Raw genomic sequence first — 17,302 nt, 5'->3', positions numbered from 1 at the left:
AATGAGTAAAGAACTGATCAAGATCAGCGAGTTTCAGCGCCGGCGCTGGGGGGAGAATGGAACACCACCCTGCCCCCAGGCAATCCGCAACTACATCCGCAACGGCAAAATCCCAGGCGAGCAGATTGGCAAGCTTTGGTACGTTGATTGGGCCGCGCTCACAAAGTCGGGCGGCAATGATCTCGTCTCGATGGTATTGAAAGGAGCTGCGTAATGGCGCCACGGCCGCGCAAAGCCGCGAATAAGAGCCTTCCGCAGAACCTGTACTTCGACGCGCGGCGCGGCACATATCGCTACCGGCGGCCCTCCGACGGGAAGTTTTTCCCCTTCGGCTCGGATCGCCTGAAGGCCATTGACGCCGCGAAACAGTTGAACCTCGAATTTATGCGGGGCGCAGACCTGATTAGCGCTGTAATTGGCAGCCCAGGCGATAGCTTCGAGGGTTTCCTCGACAAGTACGAAGCGGATGTGCTGCCGCCGAGGGAGCTAGCGAAAGGCACCCTCGGGCTGTACGCAGTGCACTTCCGCCGGTTCAGGAAGTGGTTTGCAGGCAAGACTGTAGACCAGGTCACCACCCGCATGATCGCCACTCAGCTGGACGAGTTGACCCCACGCACGGCGAATCAATGCCGAGCCTTGCTGGTGGACATCTTCAATCATGCCGCATCCAAGGGGCTTTGCCCTGACAACCCGGCCGCCAACACGATCAACCGGATCGAGAAGAAGCAGCGCAAGCGCCACACCGTAGAGGGCCTGAAGGCCATCCGCGAGAAGGCGCCCAACTGGCTGAAGAATGCGATCGACCTGGCCCTGATCACAGCACAGAGGCGGACTGACATCCTGGACATGCGGTTCGACGGGGCTCGCGATGGATACCTGTACCTGGTGCAAAAGAAGACGGCCAAGGCCACTGACGCAGCTTGGATTCGCTTTCTGATCACCGATGAGCTGCAGGCCGTTATCGCTCGATGCCGGGACAACATCGCCTCCCCCTACCTGGTGCATCGTAAGCCTGATCGCCTGAAGCAGAAGCAGGCGCAGACCAAGGATCACTGGACAAAGGTTGAAGAGCGGTATTTGACGCGTGCGTTCAAGGAGGCCCGTGAGGCCGCCGGGTGCTACGCAGGGTGGAAGGAAGAAGAGATGCCGGGCTTTCACGAGGTCAGGGCGCTGTCGCTGCACCTGTATCAGAAGGCCGGAAAAGATGGGCAGAAAATTGCCGGTCACGCAAGCGAAGCAATGACCAAAAACTACCAACGAGACCACGCTGAAATCGTCTGGTCGGAGGCAATCCCCGACCTGAATATCAGCGAAATCACCGGGTAGTTTTGCGCATTCTTTGCGCAGGTTTTGCGCGGGCACAAAAAAGCCGATCAGGCTGATCGGCTTAAGTGTCTGATTTTACTCAGGAATATGGTCGGGACGGAGTGATTCGAACACTCGACCCCTAGCACCCCATGCTAGTGCGCTACCGGACTGCGCTACGCCCCGACTAGGCGTGTTACTGGGTTCGCTTCTTAACGAAGCGATCAAGAATATATCGCAAGCTTTTGAAATTTGGAAGTATTTTAAAAGCCGAAATTATTTCTTGAGAACCATCAGGACATCCTCCAATTCGGAGATCATCTGACGGATCAATTGCTTGTACTGGGTGGTGTCGTCTTTGGCCTCATCCCCGGAAAGACGCAGGCGCGCGCCACCAATGGTGAACCCCTGATCATAAAGCAGCGCGCGGATCTGCCGGATCATCAGCACATCCTGGCGCTGATAATACCGGCGATTTCCGCGGCGCTTGACGGGGTTGAGCTGAGGAAACTCCTGCTCCCAATAACGCAGCACATGCGGTTTGACCGCACAGAGCTCGCTGACTTCGCCGATGGTGAAGTAGCGCTTGCCCGGGATGACCGGGAGCTCGTCGTTATGACTTGGTTCCAGCATAAGCCTCAACTCGGGCCTTCAACTTCTGCCCTGGACGAAAGGTGACCACACGGCGTGCCGTGATCGGGATTTCCTCACCCGTCTTCGGATTACGGCCAGGACGCTGGCGTTTATCGCGAAGATCGAAGTTACCGAAACCGGACAATTTGACCTGTTCGTTATCTTCGAGAGCGTGCCTGATTTCCTCAAAAAACAGCTCGACCAATTCCTTGGCCTCGCGTTTGTTCAGGCCTAGCTCTTCGTAGAGACGTTCGGCCATTTCAGCTTTCGTCAGAGCCCCCATACGTCACTTCCTTAACGTGGCGTTCAACCTTTGTTCAAGCGAGGTGAGGATATTTTGCGTCGTGGAGTTCACCTCATCGTCGTTAAGAGTGCGCGATGGATGCTGCCAGGTCAAGCCAACCGCAAGGCTTTTTCTATGAGGATCAATGCCTTTACCTTGGTACACGTCAAACAACCTGAGGTCCGTCAGCCATTCGCCTGCATTTTCACGGATTACATCCAGCACCGCGCTGGCGGCAACTTCGCGATCAGCCAGCAAGGCCAGGTCACGACGCACTTCAGGAAAGCGCGACAACTCACGGAATTTCGGCATTTTACCCGACGCAACTTCGGCCAGGACCAACTCGAAAACGAAGACCGGACGGTCGAGACCGAGAGCTTTCGACAACTCAGGGTGGATAGCGCCGATATAGCCGACCAAACGCCCTTCGCGCTCAATGCGTGCGGTTTGCCCCGGGTGCAACGCCGGATGCTTGCCTGGCACGAAAGTGAATGCATCCAGCGCACCGGCAAAGCCCAATACCGCTTCCACATCCGCCTTGACGTCGAAGAAATCCACGCCATCGCGGCCTTGCGCCCAACCTTCCGGCATGCGGCTTCCGCAGACCACACCCGCCAGCATCGCTTCCTGCTTCAGGCCTTCCAATTGGCCGACGAAGCGCAAACCGCTCTCGAACAGCCGGACACGATCCTGCTGACGGTTCAGGTTGTGCTGCAGTACCTTGACCAGTCCAGGCCACAGCGACGAGCGCATGGCGGCCATATCGTTGGAAATCGGATTGGCCAGCAACAGCGGCTCTACACCTGGATTGAACAGCTCGAATTGTTTCGGATCGATGAAGCTGTAAGTAATAGCTTCCTGATAACCACGGGCTACCAACAGACGGCGCAACTCTGGTAGGTCGCTACGAGCTTCAGCCTTGGCCTGAGGCGCCAGGCGGGCTTGCGGATAACGAACCGGCAGGCGGTTGTAACCGTACAAGCGGGCCAGCTCTTCGATCAGATCCACTTCCAGGCTGATATCGAAGCGGTGGCTTGGCACTTCGACACGCCACTGGCCGACACCGTCAGCAGAAATTTTCAGACCCAGAGCACCGAGCAGACGCTCGACTTCCGCTGCGTCGAATTCCATGCCCAGCATCTGATTGATGCGCTCGGCGCGCAGAATGATCGGAGCAATCGACGGCAAGTGCTGTTCGCTGACCGCTTCGATGATCGGACCGGCTTCGCCTCCGGTGATTTCCAGCAGCAAGCCTGTGGCGCGCTCCATGGCCTCACGGGCCAGTTGCCAGTCCACACCGCGCTCATAGCGGTGCGAAGCATCAGTGTGCAGGCCGTATGAGCGAGCTTTACCCGCTACAGCGATCTGATCGAAGAACGCGCTTTCCAGGAACACATCGCGGGTACCAGCAGTGACGCCGCTGTGTTCGCCCCCCATGACACCGGCAATCGCCAGGGCACGAGTATGGTCGGCGATGACCAGAGTATCGCTGCGCAGAGTGACTTCCTGGCCGTCGAGCAGGACCAGTTTCTCGCCCTCCTCGGCCATCCGTACACGGATACCACCATTGATCTCAGCGAGATCGAAAGCATGCAGCGGTTGCCCCAACTCCAACATTACGTAGTTGGTGATGTCCACCGCGGCGTCGATACTGCGTACTTCAGCACGTCGCAGACGCTCGACCATCCACAACGGAGTCGGCTTGGACAGATCGACATTGCGAATAACCCGGCCCAGATAACGAGGGCAAGCCGCAGGGGCCAGCACTTCCACCGGCCGTACTTCGTCGTGCGCAGGCGCAACAGATATCACCGCCGGACGAGTGACTGGCGTGGCATAGAGTGCGCCCACTTCACGAGCGAGACCCGCCAGCGAGAGGCAATCGCCACGGTTCGGAGTCAGGTCGACTTCGATGCTGGCATCATCCAGCTCCATATATTCGCGAAAATCCTGGCCCACCGGCGCATCCACCGGCAGCTCCATCAGGCCGTCGTTGCCCTCGCCCACTTGCAGCTCTGCCTGGGAACACAGCATGCCGTTCGACTCGACGCCACGCAGCTTGGCCTTCTTGATTTTGAAGTCACCAGGCAACTCCGCACCGATCATGGCGAAAGGAATCTTCAGGCCCGGACGCACATTGGGCGCACCGCACACGACCTGGAAAGTTTCCGTACCGTTGCTGACCTGGCAAACACGCAGCTTATCGGCATCAGGATGTTGCTCGGTGCTCAGCACCTCGCCCACCACCACACCACTGAAAACACCGGCAACCGGCGTTACGCTATCGACCTCAAGACCGGCCATCGACAGACGAGCCACCAGCTCGTCGCGACTTACCTGCGGGCTTACCCAGCCGCGCAGCCATTGTTCACTGAATTTCATCCTGCTCTCCTGAAAGATTCGTTACGGGCGTGCGACCTAGCGAAATTGCGCGAGGAACCGCAAGTCGTTGTCGAAGAACAGGCGTAAGTCATTCACGCCGTAACGCAGCATGGCCAGGCGCTCGGCGCCCATGCCAAAGGCAAAGCCCTGGAATTCTTCCGGATCGATCCCGGACATACGCAGCACATTCGGGTGAACCATGCCGCACCCCATGACTTCCAGCCACCCGGTCTGCTTGCAAACCCGACAGCCTTTACCGCTGCACATCACGCACTCCATGTCGACTTCGGCGGAGGGCTCGGTGAATGGGAAGTACGAGGGACGGAAGCGCACTGCCAACTCTTTCTCGAAGAACACACGCAGGAACTCTTCGATGGTGCCTTTGAGGTCGGCGAAATTGATGTCGCGATCGACCAGCAGGCCTTCGACCTGGTGGAACATTGGCGAGTGAGTGATATCGGAGTCGCTTCGATACACACGGCCAGGACAGACGATGCGGATCGGCGGTTGCTGCGATTCCATGGTGCGGACCTGTACCGGCGAGGTATGGGTGCGCAACAGCATGTTCGCATTGAAATAGAAGGTGTCATGCATCGAACGGGCCGGGTGATGGCCTGGGATGTTGAGCGCCTCGAAGTTGTGGTAGTCGTCTTCGACCTCAGGGCCTTCGGCGATGCCATAGCCGATGTAGGTGAAGAACTGTTCAATACGTTCCAGAGTCCGGGTCACAGGATGCAGACCACCGGAAATCTGGCCGCGGCCAGGCAGGGTCACATCGATGGACTCGGCGGACAGTTTGGCAGCCAGTTCGGCTTCTTCAAACAGAGCCTTGCGCGTATTGAGAGCCTCTGTGACACGCTCCTTGGCAACGTTGATCAGGGCGCCGACTTGCGGGCGCTCCTCTGCTGGCAAATTCCCCAGGGTCTTCATCACCTGAGTCAATTCACCCTTCTTGCCAAGGTACTGAACCCGGATTTGCTCCAGGGCATTGATATCTTCAGCGCTTTGCACAGCCTCTAGTGCTTGAGAGACCAGCGCATCCAGGTTTTCCATGTACAGACTCCAGATACGAAATAGGGGAAGAGCTTGTAGGCTCTTCCCCTATTTATGACGTTTAACACCAGAACCCACAAAGGTGAGCCTGGGTGACTGTCGAGGGTACTTAAGCCAGAGTGGCTTTAGCCTTCTCGACAATCGCAGCAAACGCCGCTTTTTCGTTCACTGCCAGATCAGCCAGAACCTTACGGTCGATCTCGATGGAAGCTTTTTTCAGGCCGGCGATGAAACGGCTGTAGGACAGACCGTTGATACGAGCACCAGCGTTGATACGAGCGATCCACAGAGCGCGGAACTGACGTTTTTTCTGACGACGGTCACGGTAGGCGTATTGGCCTGCCTTGATTACCGCTTGCTTGGCAACACGGAATACGCGGGAACGCGCGCCGTAGTAGCCTTTAGCAAGTTTCAGAATTTTTTTGTGACGCTTACGGGCAATGACGCCACGCTTTACACGAGCCATGAGTTACTTCCTCTATTCTTGATCCAAAAATTAACGAAGGCGCAGCATGCGCTCGACTTTTGCCACGTCAGACGGATGCAGCAAGCTGCTACCGCGCAGTTGACGCTTACGCTTGGTCGACATTTTGGTCAGGATGTGGCTCTTGAAAGCGTGCTTGTGCTTGATGCCGTTAGCAGTTTTCAGAAACCGCTTAGCAGCACCACTTTTGGTTTTCATCTTTGGCATGTTCGGATACTCCGCATTCAGTTGATAAACATAATCAGAAGGCCTGCCGTGCCCTGTTGATTACTTCTTCTTTTTCGGGGCGATGACCATGATCAGCTGGCGTCCTTCCATCTTAGGATGCTGTTCGACCGAACCGTACTCTTGCAGGTCAGCTTCAACCCGCTTGAGGAGTTCCATCCCCAGCTCCTGGTGGGCCATCTCACGGCCGCGGAATCGCAAGGATACCTTGGCCCTGTCCCCGTCACTCAGGAAACGTACCAGGTTGCGTAGTTTTACCTGGTAATCCCCTTCCTCCGTCCCTGGACGAAACTTGATTTCTTTTACCTGAATCTGCTTCTGGTTTTTCTTCGCCGCGGCAATCTGCTTCTTTTTCTCGAAGATCGATTTGCCGTAGTCCATCACACGGCAAACCGGTGGGACTGCGTCGGCGGAGATTTCCACCAGATCAAGCTTGGCTTCTTCAGCAATACGAAGCGCTTCATCAATCGAGACGATGCCAATCTGCTCGCCGTCAGCGCCAATTAACCGAACCTCGCGTGCCGAGATATTCTCGTTGATCGGGGCTTTCGGTGCAGCTCGTTTATCTTGTCTCATTTCACGCTTAATAATAATTACTCCGAATCTGGGCGACCACGCCGGGAAACCGCTTGTGCGAGGAACTCCGAGAACTGAGCGACAGGCATCGAGCCCAGGTCAGCCCCTTCACGGGTACGCACAGCGACAGTCTGCGTCTCGACTTCCCGATCTCCAATAACCAAGAGATAGGGAACCTTGAGCAAAGTATGCTCGCGGATTTTAAAGCCGATCTTTTCATTTCTCAAGTCAGACTTGGCACGAAATCCGCTTTGGTTGAGGGTTTTTTCCACTTCGAGGGCAAAATCTGCCTGTTTATCAGTGATATTCATCACCACGGCCTGGGTCGGAGCCAGCCACGCAGGGAACGCCCCTTCGTAATGTTCGATCAGGATACCGACAAAACGCTCAAAGGAGCCGAGGATCGCCCGGTGCAGCATCACTGGATGCTTACGGCTGTTATCTTCGGAAACGTACTCGGCACCCAGACGAATCGGCAGGTTGAAATCGAGCTGCAAGGTACCGCACTGCCAGACGCGACCGAGGCAGTCTTTCAGGGAGAACTCGATTTTCGGACCGTAGAACGCCCCTTCACCCGGCTGCAGGTCGTAAGGCAACCCAGCGCTGTCCAGCGCAGCGGCCAGCGCGTTTTCAGCGCGATCCCACAGCTCGTCGGAACCCACACGCTTTTCAGGACGAGTGGAAAGCTTCATTTCGATGTCCTTGAAGCCGAAGTCGGCATAGACATCCATGGTCAGCTTGATGAACGCGGCGGATTCAGCCTGCATCTGCTCTTCGGTACAGAAGATGTGCGCATCGTCCTGAGTGAAAGCACGCACACGCATGATGCCGTGCAATGCACCGGACGGCTCGTTACGGTGACAAGCACCGAACTCTGCCAGGCGCATCGGCAGTTCGCGGTAGCTCTTCAGGCCTTGATTGAATACCTGCACGTGGCAAGGGCAGTTCATCGGCTTGATGGCGTAGTCGCGACTTTCCGACTCAGTGGTGAACATATTCTCGGCGTAGTTGGCCCAGTGCCCGGATTTCTCCCACAGGCTGCGATCGACCACTTGCGGGGTCTTGATCTCCAGGTAGCCGTTTTCACGCTGGACCTTGCGCATGTACTGCTCGAGTACCTGGTACAGGGTCCAGCCGTTCGGGTGCCAGAAGACCATGCCCGGCGCTTCTTCCTGGGTATGGAACAGGCCAAGGCGCTTGCCGATCTTGCGATGATCGCGCTTCTCGGCCTCTTCGATCCGCTGGATGTAAGCCGCCAGCTGCTTCTTGTCGGCCCAGGCGGTGCCGTAGACGCGCTGCAACTGCTCGTTCTTGGCATCACCACGCCAGTAGGCGCCGGACAGCTTGGTCAGTTTGAAAGACTTGAGAAAACGCGTGTTCGGCACGTGCGGACCGCGGCACATGTCGACGTATTCTTCGTGGTAATACAGGCCCATCGCCTGTTCGTTCGGCATGTCCTCGACCAGACGCAGCTTGTAGTCTTCGCCGCGAGCCTTGAACACTTCGATCACTTCGGCACGCGGAGTGACTTTCTTGATGACGTCGTAATCCTTCTCGATCAGCTGCTGCATGCGCTGCTCGATGGCCGCCAGATCGTCAGGCGTGAAGGGACGCTCGTAGGCGATATCGTAATAAAAGCCTTCATCGATCACCGGACCGATGACCATCTTCGCGGTCGGATACAGCTGCTTGACCGCATGACCCACCAGGTGAGCGCAAGAGTGGCGAATGATCTCCAGCCCTTCTTCATCCTTTGGCGTGATGATTTGCAGGGTCGCGTCGCTGTCGATCAGATCGCAGGCATCGACCAGCTTGCCATTGACCTTGCCGGCCACGGTGGCCTTGGCCAGACCAGCACCGATGGATGCGGCGACCTCGGCTACGGAAACCGGATGATCGAATGAACGCTGACTGCCGTCGGGAAGAGTAATAGTGGGCATGGCGCCTCCTCTCCTAGTGGTGACCCCTACCAAAGGTCACGTGGGTTGGGATGAGCCAGTACGCGGTTCGATCCAGGCCGTTCTTGATGAACGCCTGCCTCACAGTGGCAGGAGCCTTGCGGCCAACCGGCAAAACGAACCAGAGTGACTGGAGTTCAAATCGGAAAAAATAGAGGCATGGACCGCGCGAGGATGAGAACTCATCCAAACACCTGAAATGCCCGAGCCGGGCATCCTAGCACAGATGAACGGTCATCGCGCCGTACTTCCGGCCAGGAGAAGCGTATCAGGGCTTTCTATGCAAGAAAGTGAACTTGATATGTACTCAAGGTCTCAAATGCACCGAGAATGACCATTCTTGTATTTCCATCCCAGGAGAGCTCGACTCATGCGCCTCACCCAACTGTTCGCCCTCGCCGCCCCTCTGGCTTTGCTGCTGCCATTGAGTGCACACGCCGCCTGGCCAGCCGGGGTACGTGCCGAGTACATGAAGGATTGCACGGCTGCCGCCAGCCAGAGCATCGACGCGAAGAGCGCAGAAAAGCACTGTGCCTGTGGCGCGGACAAGCTCAACGAAAAATTCACTACCGATGAAATCAAGCAGCTCATGAGCAAGCAGACGCAACCGGATCCCGCGCTGAGAACCAAGGCGCTGGACGCCATTGCCGCCTGCCGGGTGGTGAAATAAGGCTTTAAGGCCCGCCCTGCACCTCTTATCCAGGCTCGCCATGCCTGGAAAACAGGGCGTTTTTCACAATTTACGCAGCTTTTACGGCTTTTTTTATCACTGATTGTTTTCAGCGAAAGCCCCTTAAACCGGGGCCTTCAGCCAACCAGAGCAACAAAACAGGCTCAACCACCTGGGAATCGGCATGTCCGGGGGGCTCCCAAGTCGAACATTTCGACTATGATAGCCCGGTGTGCCCAGTTGGCCTGAGCAGCACAGTACTACTGAAAATATATGTTTCTTGGAGATACACCATGTCTAATCGCCAAACCGGCACCGTAAAATGGTTCAACGATGAAAAAGGCTTCGGCTTCATCACTCCTCAAGGTGGCGGTGACGACCTGTTCGTACACTTCAAAGCTATTGAAAGCGACGGTTTCAAAAGCCTGAAAGAAGGCCAGACCGTTTCCTTCGTGGCTGAGAAAGGCCAAAAGGGTATGCAAGCTGCACAAGTTCGCCCTGAGTAATTTCTCAGCGAGCTAAAAAAACCCCGTCCATGTGACGGGGTTTTTTATGCCGGTTGCAAAAGTGCCGATGCAATCAGCCGCAATTGACCCGGGTAATCACCAGATTGTTATCGGTGTTGAGGTTCAACCGATCGGAGCGGTACTCCAGCGTAATCATGTCATTCGGCTTGAGGATACGAGCGTTCTGCGCCCCGGCGCGGGTGCGCGCTTGCTCCAGCAGCTCAGGCGAGGCTTTTTTGCCAATCGCGAATTCGGCCGCCTTCGCCTCACAGCGGCTATGGCCGCCCTCGGTCACTACCGGCTCCTTATCCGGTGAAGAAGTACTGCACCCGGTCAAAACCACTGCAGCCAACAAGGCACCGAACGACGCGAGCTTCCAAGGCATGAAGCCTCCTTTTCAAAAATAAGCAGAGATAGTGCGACAACCACTCCGGCTATTGGTTTCACAAACGAACTGGCCAAAAGCCTCTTGGCCGGACAGCAGACAAGTCTGCATCAAGCACGGCCATGCTTTCAGGCAACAATCATGACCGGATATGTACACCCTCAATAGATATCGATGTAATCGAACGACGGCTTGGGCCAGTTCTGCCTCAAGGCATTGAGAATCTGCGTGACCCAGACCTCATCGCTGGCTGCCACCCGTCCGACATAACCGGAACCGGCCGCCCAGGTTTCCAACCTGAACAGCAGGCCATCGATGTCCGCGCCACCGACCACTCCCGACGAGATATAGGCGATGCCCGCCCTGGTCACACGCAGCTGGGTATGCACATCGTCACTGGCCGATGCCAGCAACTGGCGCACCGCCTCGAAGGTCAAGGCATCGGGGTTGTTCAAATCGATCTGCACACTGGCCTCCATCGAAAACAGACAATGACCAAGTGTCGCACAGCCCTCCCCCCATGCCTAAGTCGGAGTGCGAAAAGCCCACCAAGGTGTTTAACTCTACGAGACCGGAAGCCCTCGACAAGCGCCCGTCCGGCATGACTCTTTCCGACCTTGCGAGACTTCCATGGCCACCGTGACGATCGACGCCGACATCAAAGCAAAATGGCCCGAAGGCCATTGTTCCTATAGCCCTGGAAGCCCCGAAGAACTGGCGATCATCGGTATCGATCTATTGATCAGAGAACTGGGCACCGAGGCGGCCCAGGCGTTCATCGAACAGATCTTCGAAAAGTATCCCGGCGAGCACTCTGACCCGCCGCAGATCGAGAAGGCGTAACGACCGGCAGGCTGGCACCTGCCGGAACCGCACTTATTTCAGGCGAGCAAGGCGCTCGGTCAGCAAATCGAAGAAGCCCTGGGCATCGCCATTTTCCACCCAGAACACGTTCTTCTCGAGCTTCAGGCCGTCGTACCAATCGACGATGGTCTGACCGAATGTCGGCCCCTCACGGCTGTCGACGACCATGTTGGCCTGGCGTCCGCTGAACAGCTCAGGCTTGAGCAGGTAAGCAATGACGGTCGCGTCATGCACCGGGCCACCCGGAATACCGTAGTGCTCCATGTCACCCTTGACGTACTCGTTGAGGATATCCCCCACCACCTTGCTGGCATTGTTGTTCAGGGCCGCGATCTTCTGCAGGCGCGCCTCGCTGGTCAGCACCTTGTGAGTGACGTCCAGCGGCAGGTAGGTCAGCTTGACGCCGCTCTTGAGCACCACTTCGGCAGCCTGCGGATCGGCGAAGAGATTGAACTCCGCCACCGGAGTGATATTGCCGCCGTTGAAATGCGCACCGCCCATGACCACCACTTCCTTGATGCCCTGGGTGATATCCGGCGCCTGGATCAACGCCAGCGCCAGGTTGGTCTGCGGCCCCAGCATGGCGATGGTGATGCTGTGGGGCTTGGCGGCGCGCAAGGTGTCGATCAGGTAGTTGATCGCACTCCCTTCGGCCAGGCCTTTTTTGGGCTCGTGCACGGTGACTCCGGAAATGCCCTCCTTGCCATGGATATTCTCGGCATAGATCGGCGTGCGCAGCAGCGGCTTCGGCGCACCGGCGTATACCGGCACGTCTTCGCGCCCCGCCCACTCACGGGCCAGGCGCGCATTGCGCGAGGTCTTGTCCAGGCGCACGTTGCCGGCGACCGTGGTCAGCGCGCGAATATGCAGTTCCTCGGGCGATGCCAGGGCGAACAGCAACGCCACCACATCGTCGGCCCCCGGATCGGTATCGATGATCAGGTCGATCTTTTCTGCCGCATGGGCACTTGCAGCGGTAAACAGAGACACGAGCAGAACACTCCGGATCAGATGTTGCAGTAGCTGAGCATAGCGGCGCATGGCGCACTCCTTTGCATGGTTTGACTAGAAGGGAAAGGCGTTCAGAACGTCACCCCGGCGATCAGCGCGATGTTGCAATAAGGCTGGCACTCCCCGGTGCGAACAATCGCCCGGGCTTGCCGGCTGAGGACCTTGAACCCGTCATGGCTCAGCAGCTCGCGCTTGCCCAGCGCCCCCTCGGCACTCAATGCCTCGAGCGCCTGCAGGGTCGAGGATTGTCGCTCCAGAATCTCCTGCGCCAGTACATGGCTCTCCACCTGCATCTCGCAAAGCACCACTTGCAGGGTGCTGAGAAAATCCGGGATGCCCTGGGTCAGGGCCAGGTCGATCAGTTCGACGCCCGGCGGCACGGGCAAGCCGGCATCGCCGATAACCACGATATCGCCATGCCCAAGGGAGGCGATCAGTCGCGACAGGGCGACATTGAGCAAAGGTGTCTTTTTCATACCGGGGAAAATGCCTGTACGTCGGACAGCGTGGGAATGGAGGGTTGGGCGCCCGACCGGGTCACCGACAGGGCCGCCGCGACCTGGCCGAAACGAATCGCCTCGGCCTCGCTCTTGCCGGCTGCCAGGGCCGCGGCAAAGCCACCGACGAAGGTATCGCCGGCGGCCGTGGTATCGACCGCCTTGACCCTGGGCGCCGGGAAATGCTCGAAGCCTGTTCCGCTGGCGAACAGCGAACCCTGGCCCCCGAGCGTGATGATGACCTTGCCGGCCCCGGCCGCCAGCAGTTGGCTGGCGGCAGCCTCGGCGCTCGCCAGGGAGTCCACCGGCAGGCCGCTGAGGGCCGCGGCTTCGCTTTCATTGGGGATCAGGTAGTCGATGGACGAGTACCAGTCCGCCGGCAGCGGACCGCTGGCAGGCGCAGGATTGAGAATCACGGTCTTGCCCAACGCCCGCCCTCGCTTGAGGGTGTGCTCCACCGTCGCCAGCGGCACCTCGAGCTGACAAATGATCACATCGGCCGCCTGCAGCACTGGATCGAAACCGCCGACCACCTCTGGTGTGAGCTGGCCGTTACCGCCCGCGACGATCACGATCGCGTTCTGGCTGCTGTCGTCCACCACGATCAAGGCAACGCCGCTGGAACCCGCGACAGCCGTGACGGCCTGGCAATCGATCTGCTCGGCAAGCAGCGCCGAACGCAATTGCTCACCGTACGCATCGTCTCCGACGCAGCCGACCATCGATACCTCGGCGCCCAGCCGGGCCGCCGCCACCGCCTGGTTCGCCCCCTTGCCACCGGAAACCGTGGCGAACGACTGGCCGACCAGGGTTTCACCGGCACGTGGCAGCCGTTCGGCCCGGGTGACCAGGTCCATGTTCAGGCTGCCCACTACCACTACTTTTGCTGGCATACATCAATACTCTTCAATTCAACGGTGCTCGGCGAAAGTGCCGGCTACGGGCGCTGTGGACTCGCGCAAGACAATGTTGGGGGTGACGATCCGCTGGTCGGTCGCCAGCCCCGGGGTGGCGATGCGGCGCAGCAACAGTTCCGCCGCCTGCTCGCCCAACTGCAGGATCGACTGGCCGACCGTGGTCAGCGCCGGGTAGACATAACGACTCATCTGGATGTCGTCGAAGCCGATCACCGAGAGCTCGCCGGGCACGCGGATATTGCGTTCCGCCGCAGCGCGCAGCACGCCGATGCCCATCATGTCGTTGCCGGCGAAAATCGCACTGGGCGGATTGCTCGCCAACAACCGGGCCGCCGCCTGATAGCCGCCGGTACTGGTGAAGTCGCTCTGCAGGATGCGTTCGGCTGGCACCGCCACACCGGCTTCCAGCAGCGCCCGCTGGAACCCCGCCAGGCGCAACTGCGCCACGCTGGTGTAGTCCGGGCCGCCGATGCAGGCGATATCACGGTGGCCCAGCTCAAGCAGATGCCGGGTCGCCAGGTACGCACCGTATTCGTGATCGATGCGCACCAGGTCCGCATCCACGCCTTCCAGCCCGCGGTCGACTATCACCATGGGCGTGCGCACCGCGGCCAGGCCCTCGGCCAGCCCGCCATCGCCACCGGCCGAGGTCACGATCAGGCCGTCGATGCGTTTCTCCAGCAACACCCGCAGGTAGCTGCGCTGTTTTTCCGGATTGTCGTCGGAGTTGCAGAGAATCACGCAGTAGCCGTTGCGCTCGCAGTAATCCTCGATCCCCCGGGCCAGCTCGGCGAAATACGGGTTGAGGCTGTTGGGCACCAGGAGGCCGATAGTCGCCGTGGTCTTGGCTTTCAACGAACGAGCCACTGCGCTGGGCACATAGTCGAGCTGCTGGATTGCCGCCTCGACCTTGATTCGCACTTCCTCGCTGACCGGGCGTGTCTTGTTCAGCACATGAGACACCGTGGTGTAGGAAATCCCTGCCAGGGCAGCCACATCTTTGATCGTCGCCATGACTCAGCTCCGTCGGCTTGCGCGCTGGCTGCGATAGGTATCGAGCACCACCGCAATCACGATGACCGCGCCAGTGATGATGCGCTTGGTCGGCTCGGTCGCGCCGATCTGGGCCAACCCCGCGGCCAGCACCGAAATGATCAGCACGCCGAAAAAGGTGCTGATCACCGACCCTCGCCCGCCCATCAGGCTGGTACCGCCGATCACCACCGCCGCGATGACTTGCAGCTCCAGGCCGGAGCCGGCATTCGGGTCCGCGGCCTCCAGGCGGGAGATCTGGAACAACGCGGCGACGCCCGCCAGCAGCCCCATCAGGCTGAACACCAGGATCTTGTAGGGCTTGGGATTGATACCCGCCAGGCGCACGGCTTCCTCGTTGGTACCGATGCCAATCAGGTAACGACCGAACACGGTACGCGTCAACACCGCCTGGGCGATGAAGATGATCAGCAAGGCGATGATGAACGAGGGCGAGATGCCAAAGGCGATCGGGTTCGACAGCCAGGCGAAGGCATCGCCGATATAGGCGGTACGCGACCCCGTCATCTGGTAAGCCACGCCGCGCGCCATCTCCAGCACGCCCAACGAGACGATGAACGAGGGAATACGCCAGGCCACGGTAATCGAACCGGTAATGGTCCCGGCCAACGCCGCGCAGCCCATCCCCAGGAGCGCCGCCGGCAGCACGCTCCAGCCCCAGCCGAGAATCGCCACGCTCACGGTCGAGGCGGCCAGCGCCAGCACCGAACCGACGGACAGGTCGATGCCACCGATGATCAGGACAAAGGTCATGCCCACCGCCAGCACCATCAGGTCGGGGATCTGGTTGGCCAGCGTGCTGAAAGTGTCGTAGGACAGAAAGTGGCTGCTCAGCACCGAGAACAGCGCGATCATTGCCAGCAAGGCGCCGGCCAGCCCCAGGTAAGTGCCCAGGCCGTAATAGTTGCCGCCACGCTTGCCGGCCGAAGATGCAGTTTTCATGGGAGATCCCTAGGCGCCGCTTCGCTGAGCAACGCATCACGTTTTTGATAGCCGGCAAAAGCCGCGGCCAGCAGTTCATCCTGGGTCCAGCTGTCACGCTCGAAGGTGTCGATCAGGCGCCCGGCCGATAGCACGCCGATGCGGTCGCAAATCAGCATCAGTTCGCGCAAGTCACTGGAGACCACCACCAGCGCCTTGCCCTGGCGGGTCAGCTCGCCGAGCAGGCCGTAGATGTCGAACTTGGCGCCGACATCGATACCCCGGGTGGGCTCGTCGAACAGCAGCACTGCGCAATCGCGCTCCAGCCAGCGGCCGATCACCACTTTCTGCTGGTTGCCACCGGACAACTCGGACACCAGTTGTGCCGGCCCCGAACTGCGAATGCGCATGGCGTCGATCTGCCGCTGCGCCAGCGCCGATTCGTCCCGAGCATTGACCAGGCCGCCACTGGAAATCTCCGGCATGTTGCCCAGGGCAATGTTGGCGCCGATGGATTGCGTCAGCAGCAGGCCTTCGCCCTTGCGATCCTCGGTGATCAGGGCGATACCGTGACTCACGGCATCCACCGGCGAGCGGATAGTCGCCACCTGCGCCGGAGTGCCCAGGGCGATGGTGCCGCTATCGGCCTTGTCGGCCCCGAAAATCAACCGCAACAACTCGGTGCGCCCTGCCCCGATCAATCCGGAAATCCCGAAAATCTCGCCGCTGCGCACCTCGAAAGACACGTCGCGCACCTTGTCGGAACGGCTCAGGCCGCTGACCGTCAACGCCGGCGCGCCAATCTTGCGCGGACCGAGATCGATATGTTCGCCCAGCTCGCGTCCCACCATCAGGTTGACCAATTGCTCGCTGTTGTAATTGGCCATCGGCTCGACGCAAACTAGGCAGCCGTCGCGCAGTACGGCAATGCGTTGAGCGACCCGGGCCAGCTCTTCCAGGCGATGGGAGATATAAATGATCGCCACGCCACGGGCCTGCAGGCGAGTGATCTGTTCGAAGAGCAGCTCGACCTCGCGGGCCGTGAGCATCGCCGTCGGCTCGTCGAGAATCAGCACATGGCAGTCGCCGATCAGGTTGCGGGCGATTTCTACCATCTGCTGGTGACCGATGCCCAGGTCGCCCACCAGGGTATCGGGGTCGATCGCCTCCAGGCCGACCTGGGCCATGGCTTCGACCGCCGCCTTGCGCAACTGCTTGCGATTGATCCAACCACCGAGGCTGGGCAGATTATCGAGGAACAGGTTTTCGGCCACCGACAGGGTCGGCAACAGATTGAGTTCCTGCATGACCATGCGCACGCCCAGCTCTTCGGCCTGGGTACGGCTGCCGGGAGCATAGGCCTGCCCATTGAATTGCATCTGGCCGGTGGTCGGCGCCACCAGGCCGCCGATAATTTTCGACAAGGTGCTCTTGCCCGCGCCATTCTCCCCGGTCAGCGCCAGCACTTCCCCGCGCTTGAGCGTCAGGTCGATGCCGGTCAATACCGGTTGCGCGTAGGTCTTGCCGATACCGCTGACCGAAAGGACAGCGTTCGCCACGGAAACTGACATAAGAAAAC

The 17,302-nt window shown here is 59.1% G+C and carries 21 protein-coding genes and 1 tRNA gene; 5 read left to right on the top strand and 17 right to left on the bottom strand.

Annotated elements, in window-relative coordinates; genetic code table 11:
• Position 1: 1 nt before the first annotated feature.
• Both TO66_RS10805 and TO66_RS10800 read left to right on the top strand, forming a co-directional pair.
• Positions 2–214, top strand: coding sequence for a hypothetical protein (locus TO66_RS10805; protein WP_044462313.1), 213 nt, complete (start codon positions 2–4; stop codon positions 212–214).
• Complete coding sequence (locus TO66_RS10800) at positions 214–1,326, top strand: phage integrase Arm DNA-binding domain-containing protein (protein WP_044462312.1); 1,113 nt, start codon at positions 214–216, stop codon at positions 1,324–1,326. The genes TO66_RS10805 and TO66_RS10800 overlap by 1 nt, the downstream gene beginning before the upstream one ends.
• Positions 1,327–1,414: 88 nt before the next feature.
• On the opposite strand, the gene TO66_RS10795 is transcribed toward TO66_RS10800, so the two are convergent.
• The 9 genes from TO66_RS10795 to thrS all read right to left on the bottom strand — a co-directional run bounded on the left by TO66_RS10795 (position 1,415) and on the right by thrS (position 8,881).
• Positions 1,415–1,491: transfer RNA gene (locus TO66_RS10795), tRNA-Pro, on the bottom strand.
• 90 nt (positions 1,492–1,581) lie between these two features.
• Positions 1,582–1,938 (bottom strand): MerR family transcriptional regulator, encoded by a 357-nt coding sequence (locus tag TO66_RS10790; protein ID WP_044462311.1) that lies wholly within the window; start codon positions 1,936–1,938, stop codon positions 1,582–1,584.
• Positions 1,919–2,221, bottom strand: a complete 303-nt coding sequence (ihfA, locus tag TO66_RS10785) for an integration host factor subunit alpha (RefSeq protein ID WP_002553164.1) — start codon at positions 2,219–2,221, stop codon at positions 1,919–1,921. Before ihfA ends, TO66_RS10790 begins: the two co-directional genes overlap by 20 nt.
• Positions 2,222–2,224: 3 nt before the next feature.
• Positions 2,225–4,603 carry a phenylalanine--tRNA ligase subunit beta gene (gene pheT, locus TO66_RS10780; RefSeq protein WP_044462310.1) on the bottom strand — a complete coding sequence of 793 codons (2,379 nt, stop codon included), beginning with the start codon at positions 4,601–4,603 and terminating at the stop codon, positions 2,225–2,227.
• 36 nt (positions 4,604–4,639) lie between these two features.
• The gene (gene pheS, locus TO66_RS10775) at positions 4,640–5,656 is read right to left on the bottom strand and encodes a phenylalanine--tRNA ligase subunit alpha (RefSeq protein ID WP_044462309.1); all 1,017 of its coding nucleotides are present in this window, start codon (positions 5,654–5,656) and stop codon (positions 4,640–4,642) included.
• A 109-nt stretch (positions 5,657–5,765) separates the two neighbouring features.
• Complete coding sequence (gene rplT / locus TO66_RS32465) at positions 5,766–6,122, bottom strand: 50S ribosomal protein L20 (protein WP_007905879.1); 357 nt, start codon at positions 6,120–6,122, stop codon at positions 5,766–5,768.
• 30 nt (positions 6,123–6,152) lie between these two features.
• Positions 6,153–6,347 carry a 50S ribosomal protein L35 gene (rpmI, locus tag TO66_RS32460; RefSeq protein ID WP_002553160.1) on the bottom strand — a complete coding sequence of 65 codons (195 nt, stop codon included), beginning with the start codon at positions 6,345–6,347 and terminating at the stop codon, positions 6,153–6,155.
• Positions 6,348–6,407: 60 nt separating this feature from the next.
• Complete coding sequence (gene infC, locus TO66_RS10765) at positions 6,408–6,959, bottom strand: translation initiation factor IF-3 (RefSeq protein WP_169914426.1); 552 nt, start codon at positions 6,957–6,959, stop codon at positions 6,408–6,410.
• Positions 6,959–8,881 carry a threonine--tRNA ligase gene (gene thrS, locus TO66_RS10760; protein ID WP_044462308.1) on the bottom strand — a complete coding sequence of 641 codons (1,923 nt, stop codon included), beginning with the start codon at positions 8,879–8,881 and terminating at the stop codon, positions 6,959–6,961. The genes infC and thrS overlap by 1 nt, the downstream gene beginning before the upstream one ends.
• A 388-nt stretch (positions 8,882–9,269) precedes the next feature.
• Here thrS and TO66_RS10755 point away from each other — a divergent pair, with 388 nt between their 5' ends.
• Together TO66_RS10755 and TO66_RS10750 are read left to right on the top strand one after the other, a co-directional pair.
• Positions 9,270–9,569, top strand: coding sequence for a hypothetical protein (locus TO66_RS10755; RefSeq protein WP_044462307.1), 300 nt, complete (start codon positions 9,270–9,272; stop codon positions 9,567–9,569).
• A 293-nt stretch (positions 9,570–9,862) separates the two neighbouring features.
• The gene (locus TO66_RS10750; protein ID WP_003179963.1) at positions 9,863–10,075 is read left to right on the top strand and encodes a cold-shock protein; all 213 of its coding nucleotides are present in this window, start codon (positions 9,863–9,865) and stop codon (positions 10,073–10,075) included.
• A gap of 73 nt (positions 10,076–10,148) precedes the next feature.
• Here TO66_RS10750 and TO66_RS10745 read toward each other — a convergent pair whose 3' ends face one another.
• Both TO66_RS10745 and TO66_RS10740 read right to left on the bottom strand, forming a co-directional pair.
• Positions 10,149–10,460, bottom strand: coding sequence for an I78 family peptidase inhibitor (locus TO66_RS10745; RefSeq protein ID WP_044462306.1), 312 nt, complete (start codon positions 10,458–10,460; stop codon positions 10,149–10,151).
• Positions 10,461–10,621: 161 nt separating this feature from the next.
• On the bottom strand, positions 10,622–10,927 hold the full coding sequence (locus TO66_RS10740; RefSeq protein WP_044462305.1) for a hypothetical protein: 306 nt from the start codon (positions 10,925–10,927) through the stop codon (positions 10,622–10,624).
• Positions 10,928–11,090: 163 nt separating this feature from the next.
• Between TO66_RS10740 and TO66_RS10735 the strand changes: the two genes are divergently transcribed.
• Positions 11,091–11,303, top strand: coding sequence for a hypothetical protein (locus tag TO66_RS10735; RefSeq protein ID WP_044462304.1), 213 nt, complete (start codon positions 11,091–11,093; stop codon positions 11,301–11,303).
• Between the two features lie 33 nt (positions 11,304–11,336).
• Here the strand turns inward: TO66_RS10735 and TO66_RS10730 are convergent, their stop codons facing one another.
• The 6 genes from TO66_RS10730 to TO66_RS10705 are packed head-to-tail and all read right to left on the bottom strand — an operon-like array spanning position 11,337 to position 17,294.
• Entirely contained in the window at positions 11,337–12,365 is a 1,029-nt protein-coding gene (locus TO66_RS10730; protein ID WP_044462303.1) for a nucleoside hydrolase, read from the bottom strand.
• A 41-nt stretch (positions 12,366–12,406) separates the two neighbouring features.
• Entirely contained in the window at positions 12,407–12,811 is a 405-nt protein-coding gene (gene rbsD / locus TO66_RS10725; protein ID WP_044462302.1) for a D-ribose pyranase, read from the bottom strand.
• A complete protein-coding gene (gene rbsK, locus TO66_RS10720; RefSeq protein ID WP_044462301.1) occupies positions 12,808–13,725 on the bottom strand; it encodes a ribokinase in 918 nt (305 codons plus the stop codon). Before rbsK ends, rbsD begins: the two co-directional genes overlap by 4 nt.
• Positions 13,726–13,743: 18 nt before the next feature.
• Positions 13,744–14,763, bottom strand: coding sequence for a LacI family DNA-binding transcriptional regulator (locus TO66_RS10715; RefSeq protein WP_044462300.1), 1,020 nt, complete (start codon positions 14,761–14,763; stop codon positions 13,744–13,746).
• Between the two features lie 3 nt (positions 14,764–14,766).
• A complete protein-coding gene (locus TO66_RS10710; RefSeq protein ID WP_044462299.1) occupies positions 14,767–15,744 on the bottom strand; it encodes an ABC transporter permease in 978 nt (325 codons plus the stop codon).
• Complete coding sequence (locus tag TO66_RS10705; protein WP_044462298.1) at positions 15,741–17,294, bottom strand: sugar ABC transporter ATP-binding protein; 1,554 nt, start codon at positions 17,292–17,294, stop codon at positions 15,741–15,743. Before TO66_RS10705 ends, TO66_RS10710 begins: the two co-directional genes overlap by 4 nt.
• Positions 17,295–17,302: the final 8 nt, after the last annotated feature.

Source organism: Pseudomonas sp. MRSN 12121 (genome assembly GCF_000931465.1).
Classification (GTDB): Bacteria; Pseudomonadota; Gammaproteobacteria; order Pseudomonadales; family Pseudomonadaceae; genus Aquipseudomonas.
This window is presented reverse-complemented; position numbering and strand designations above follow the sequence as displayed.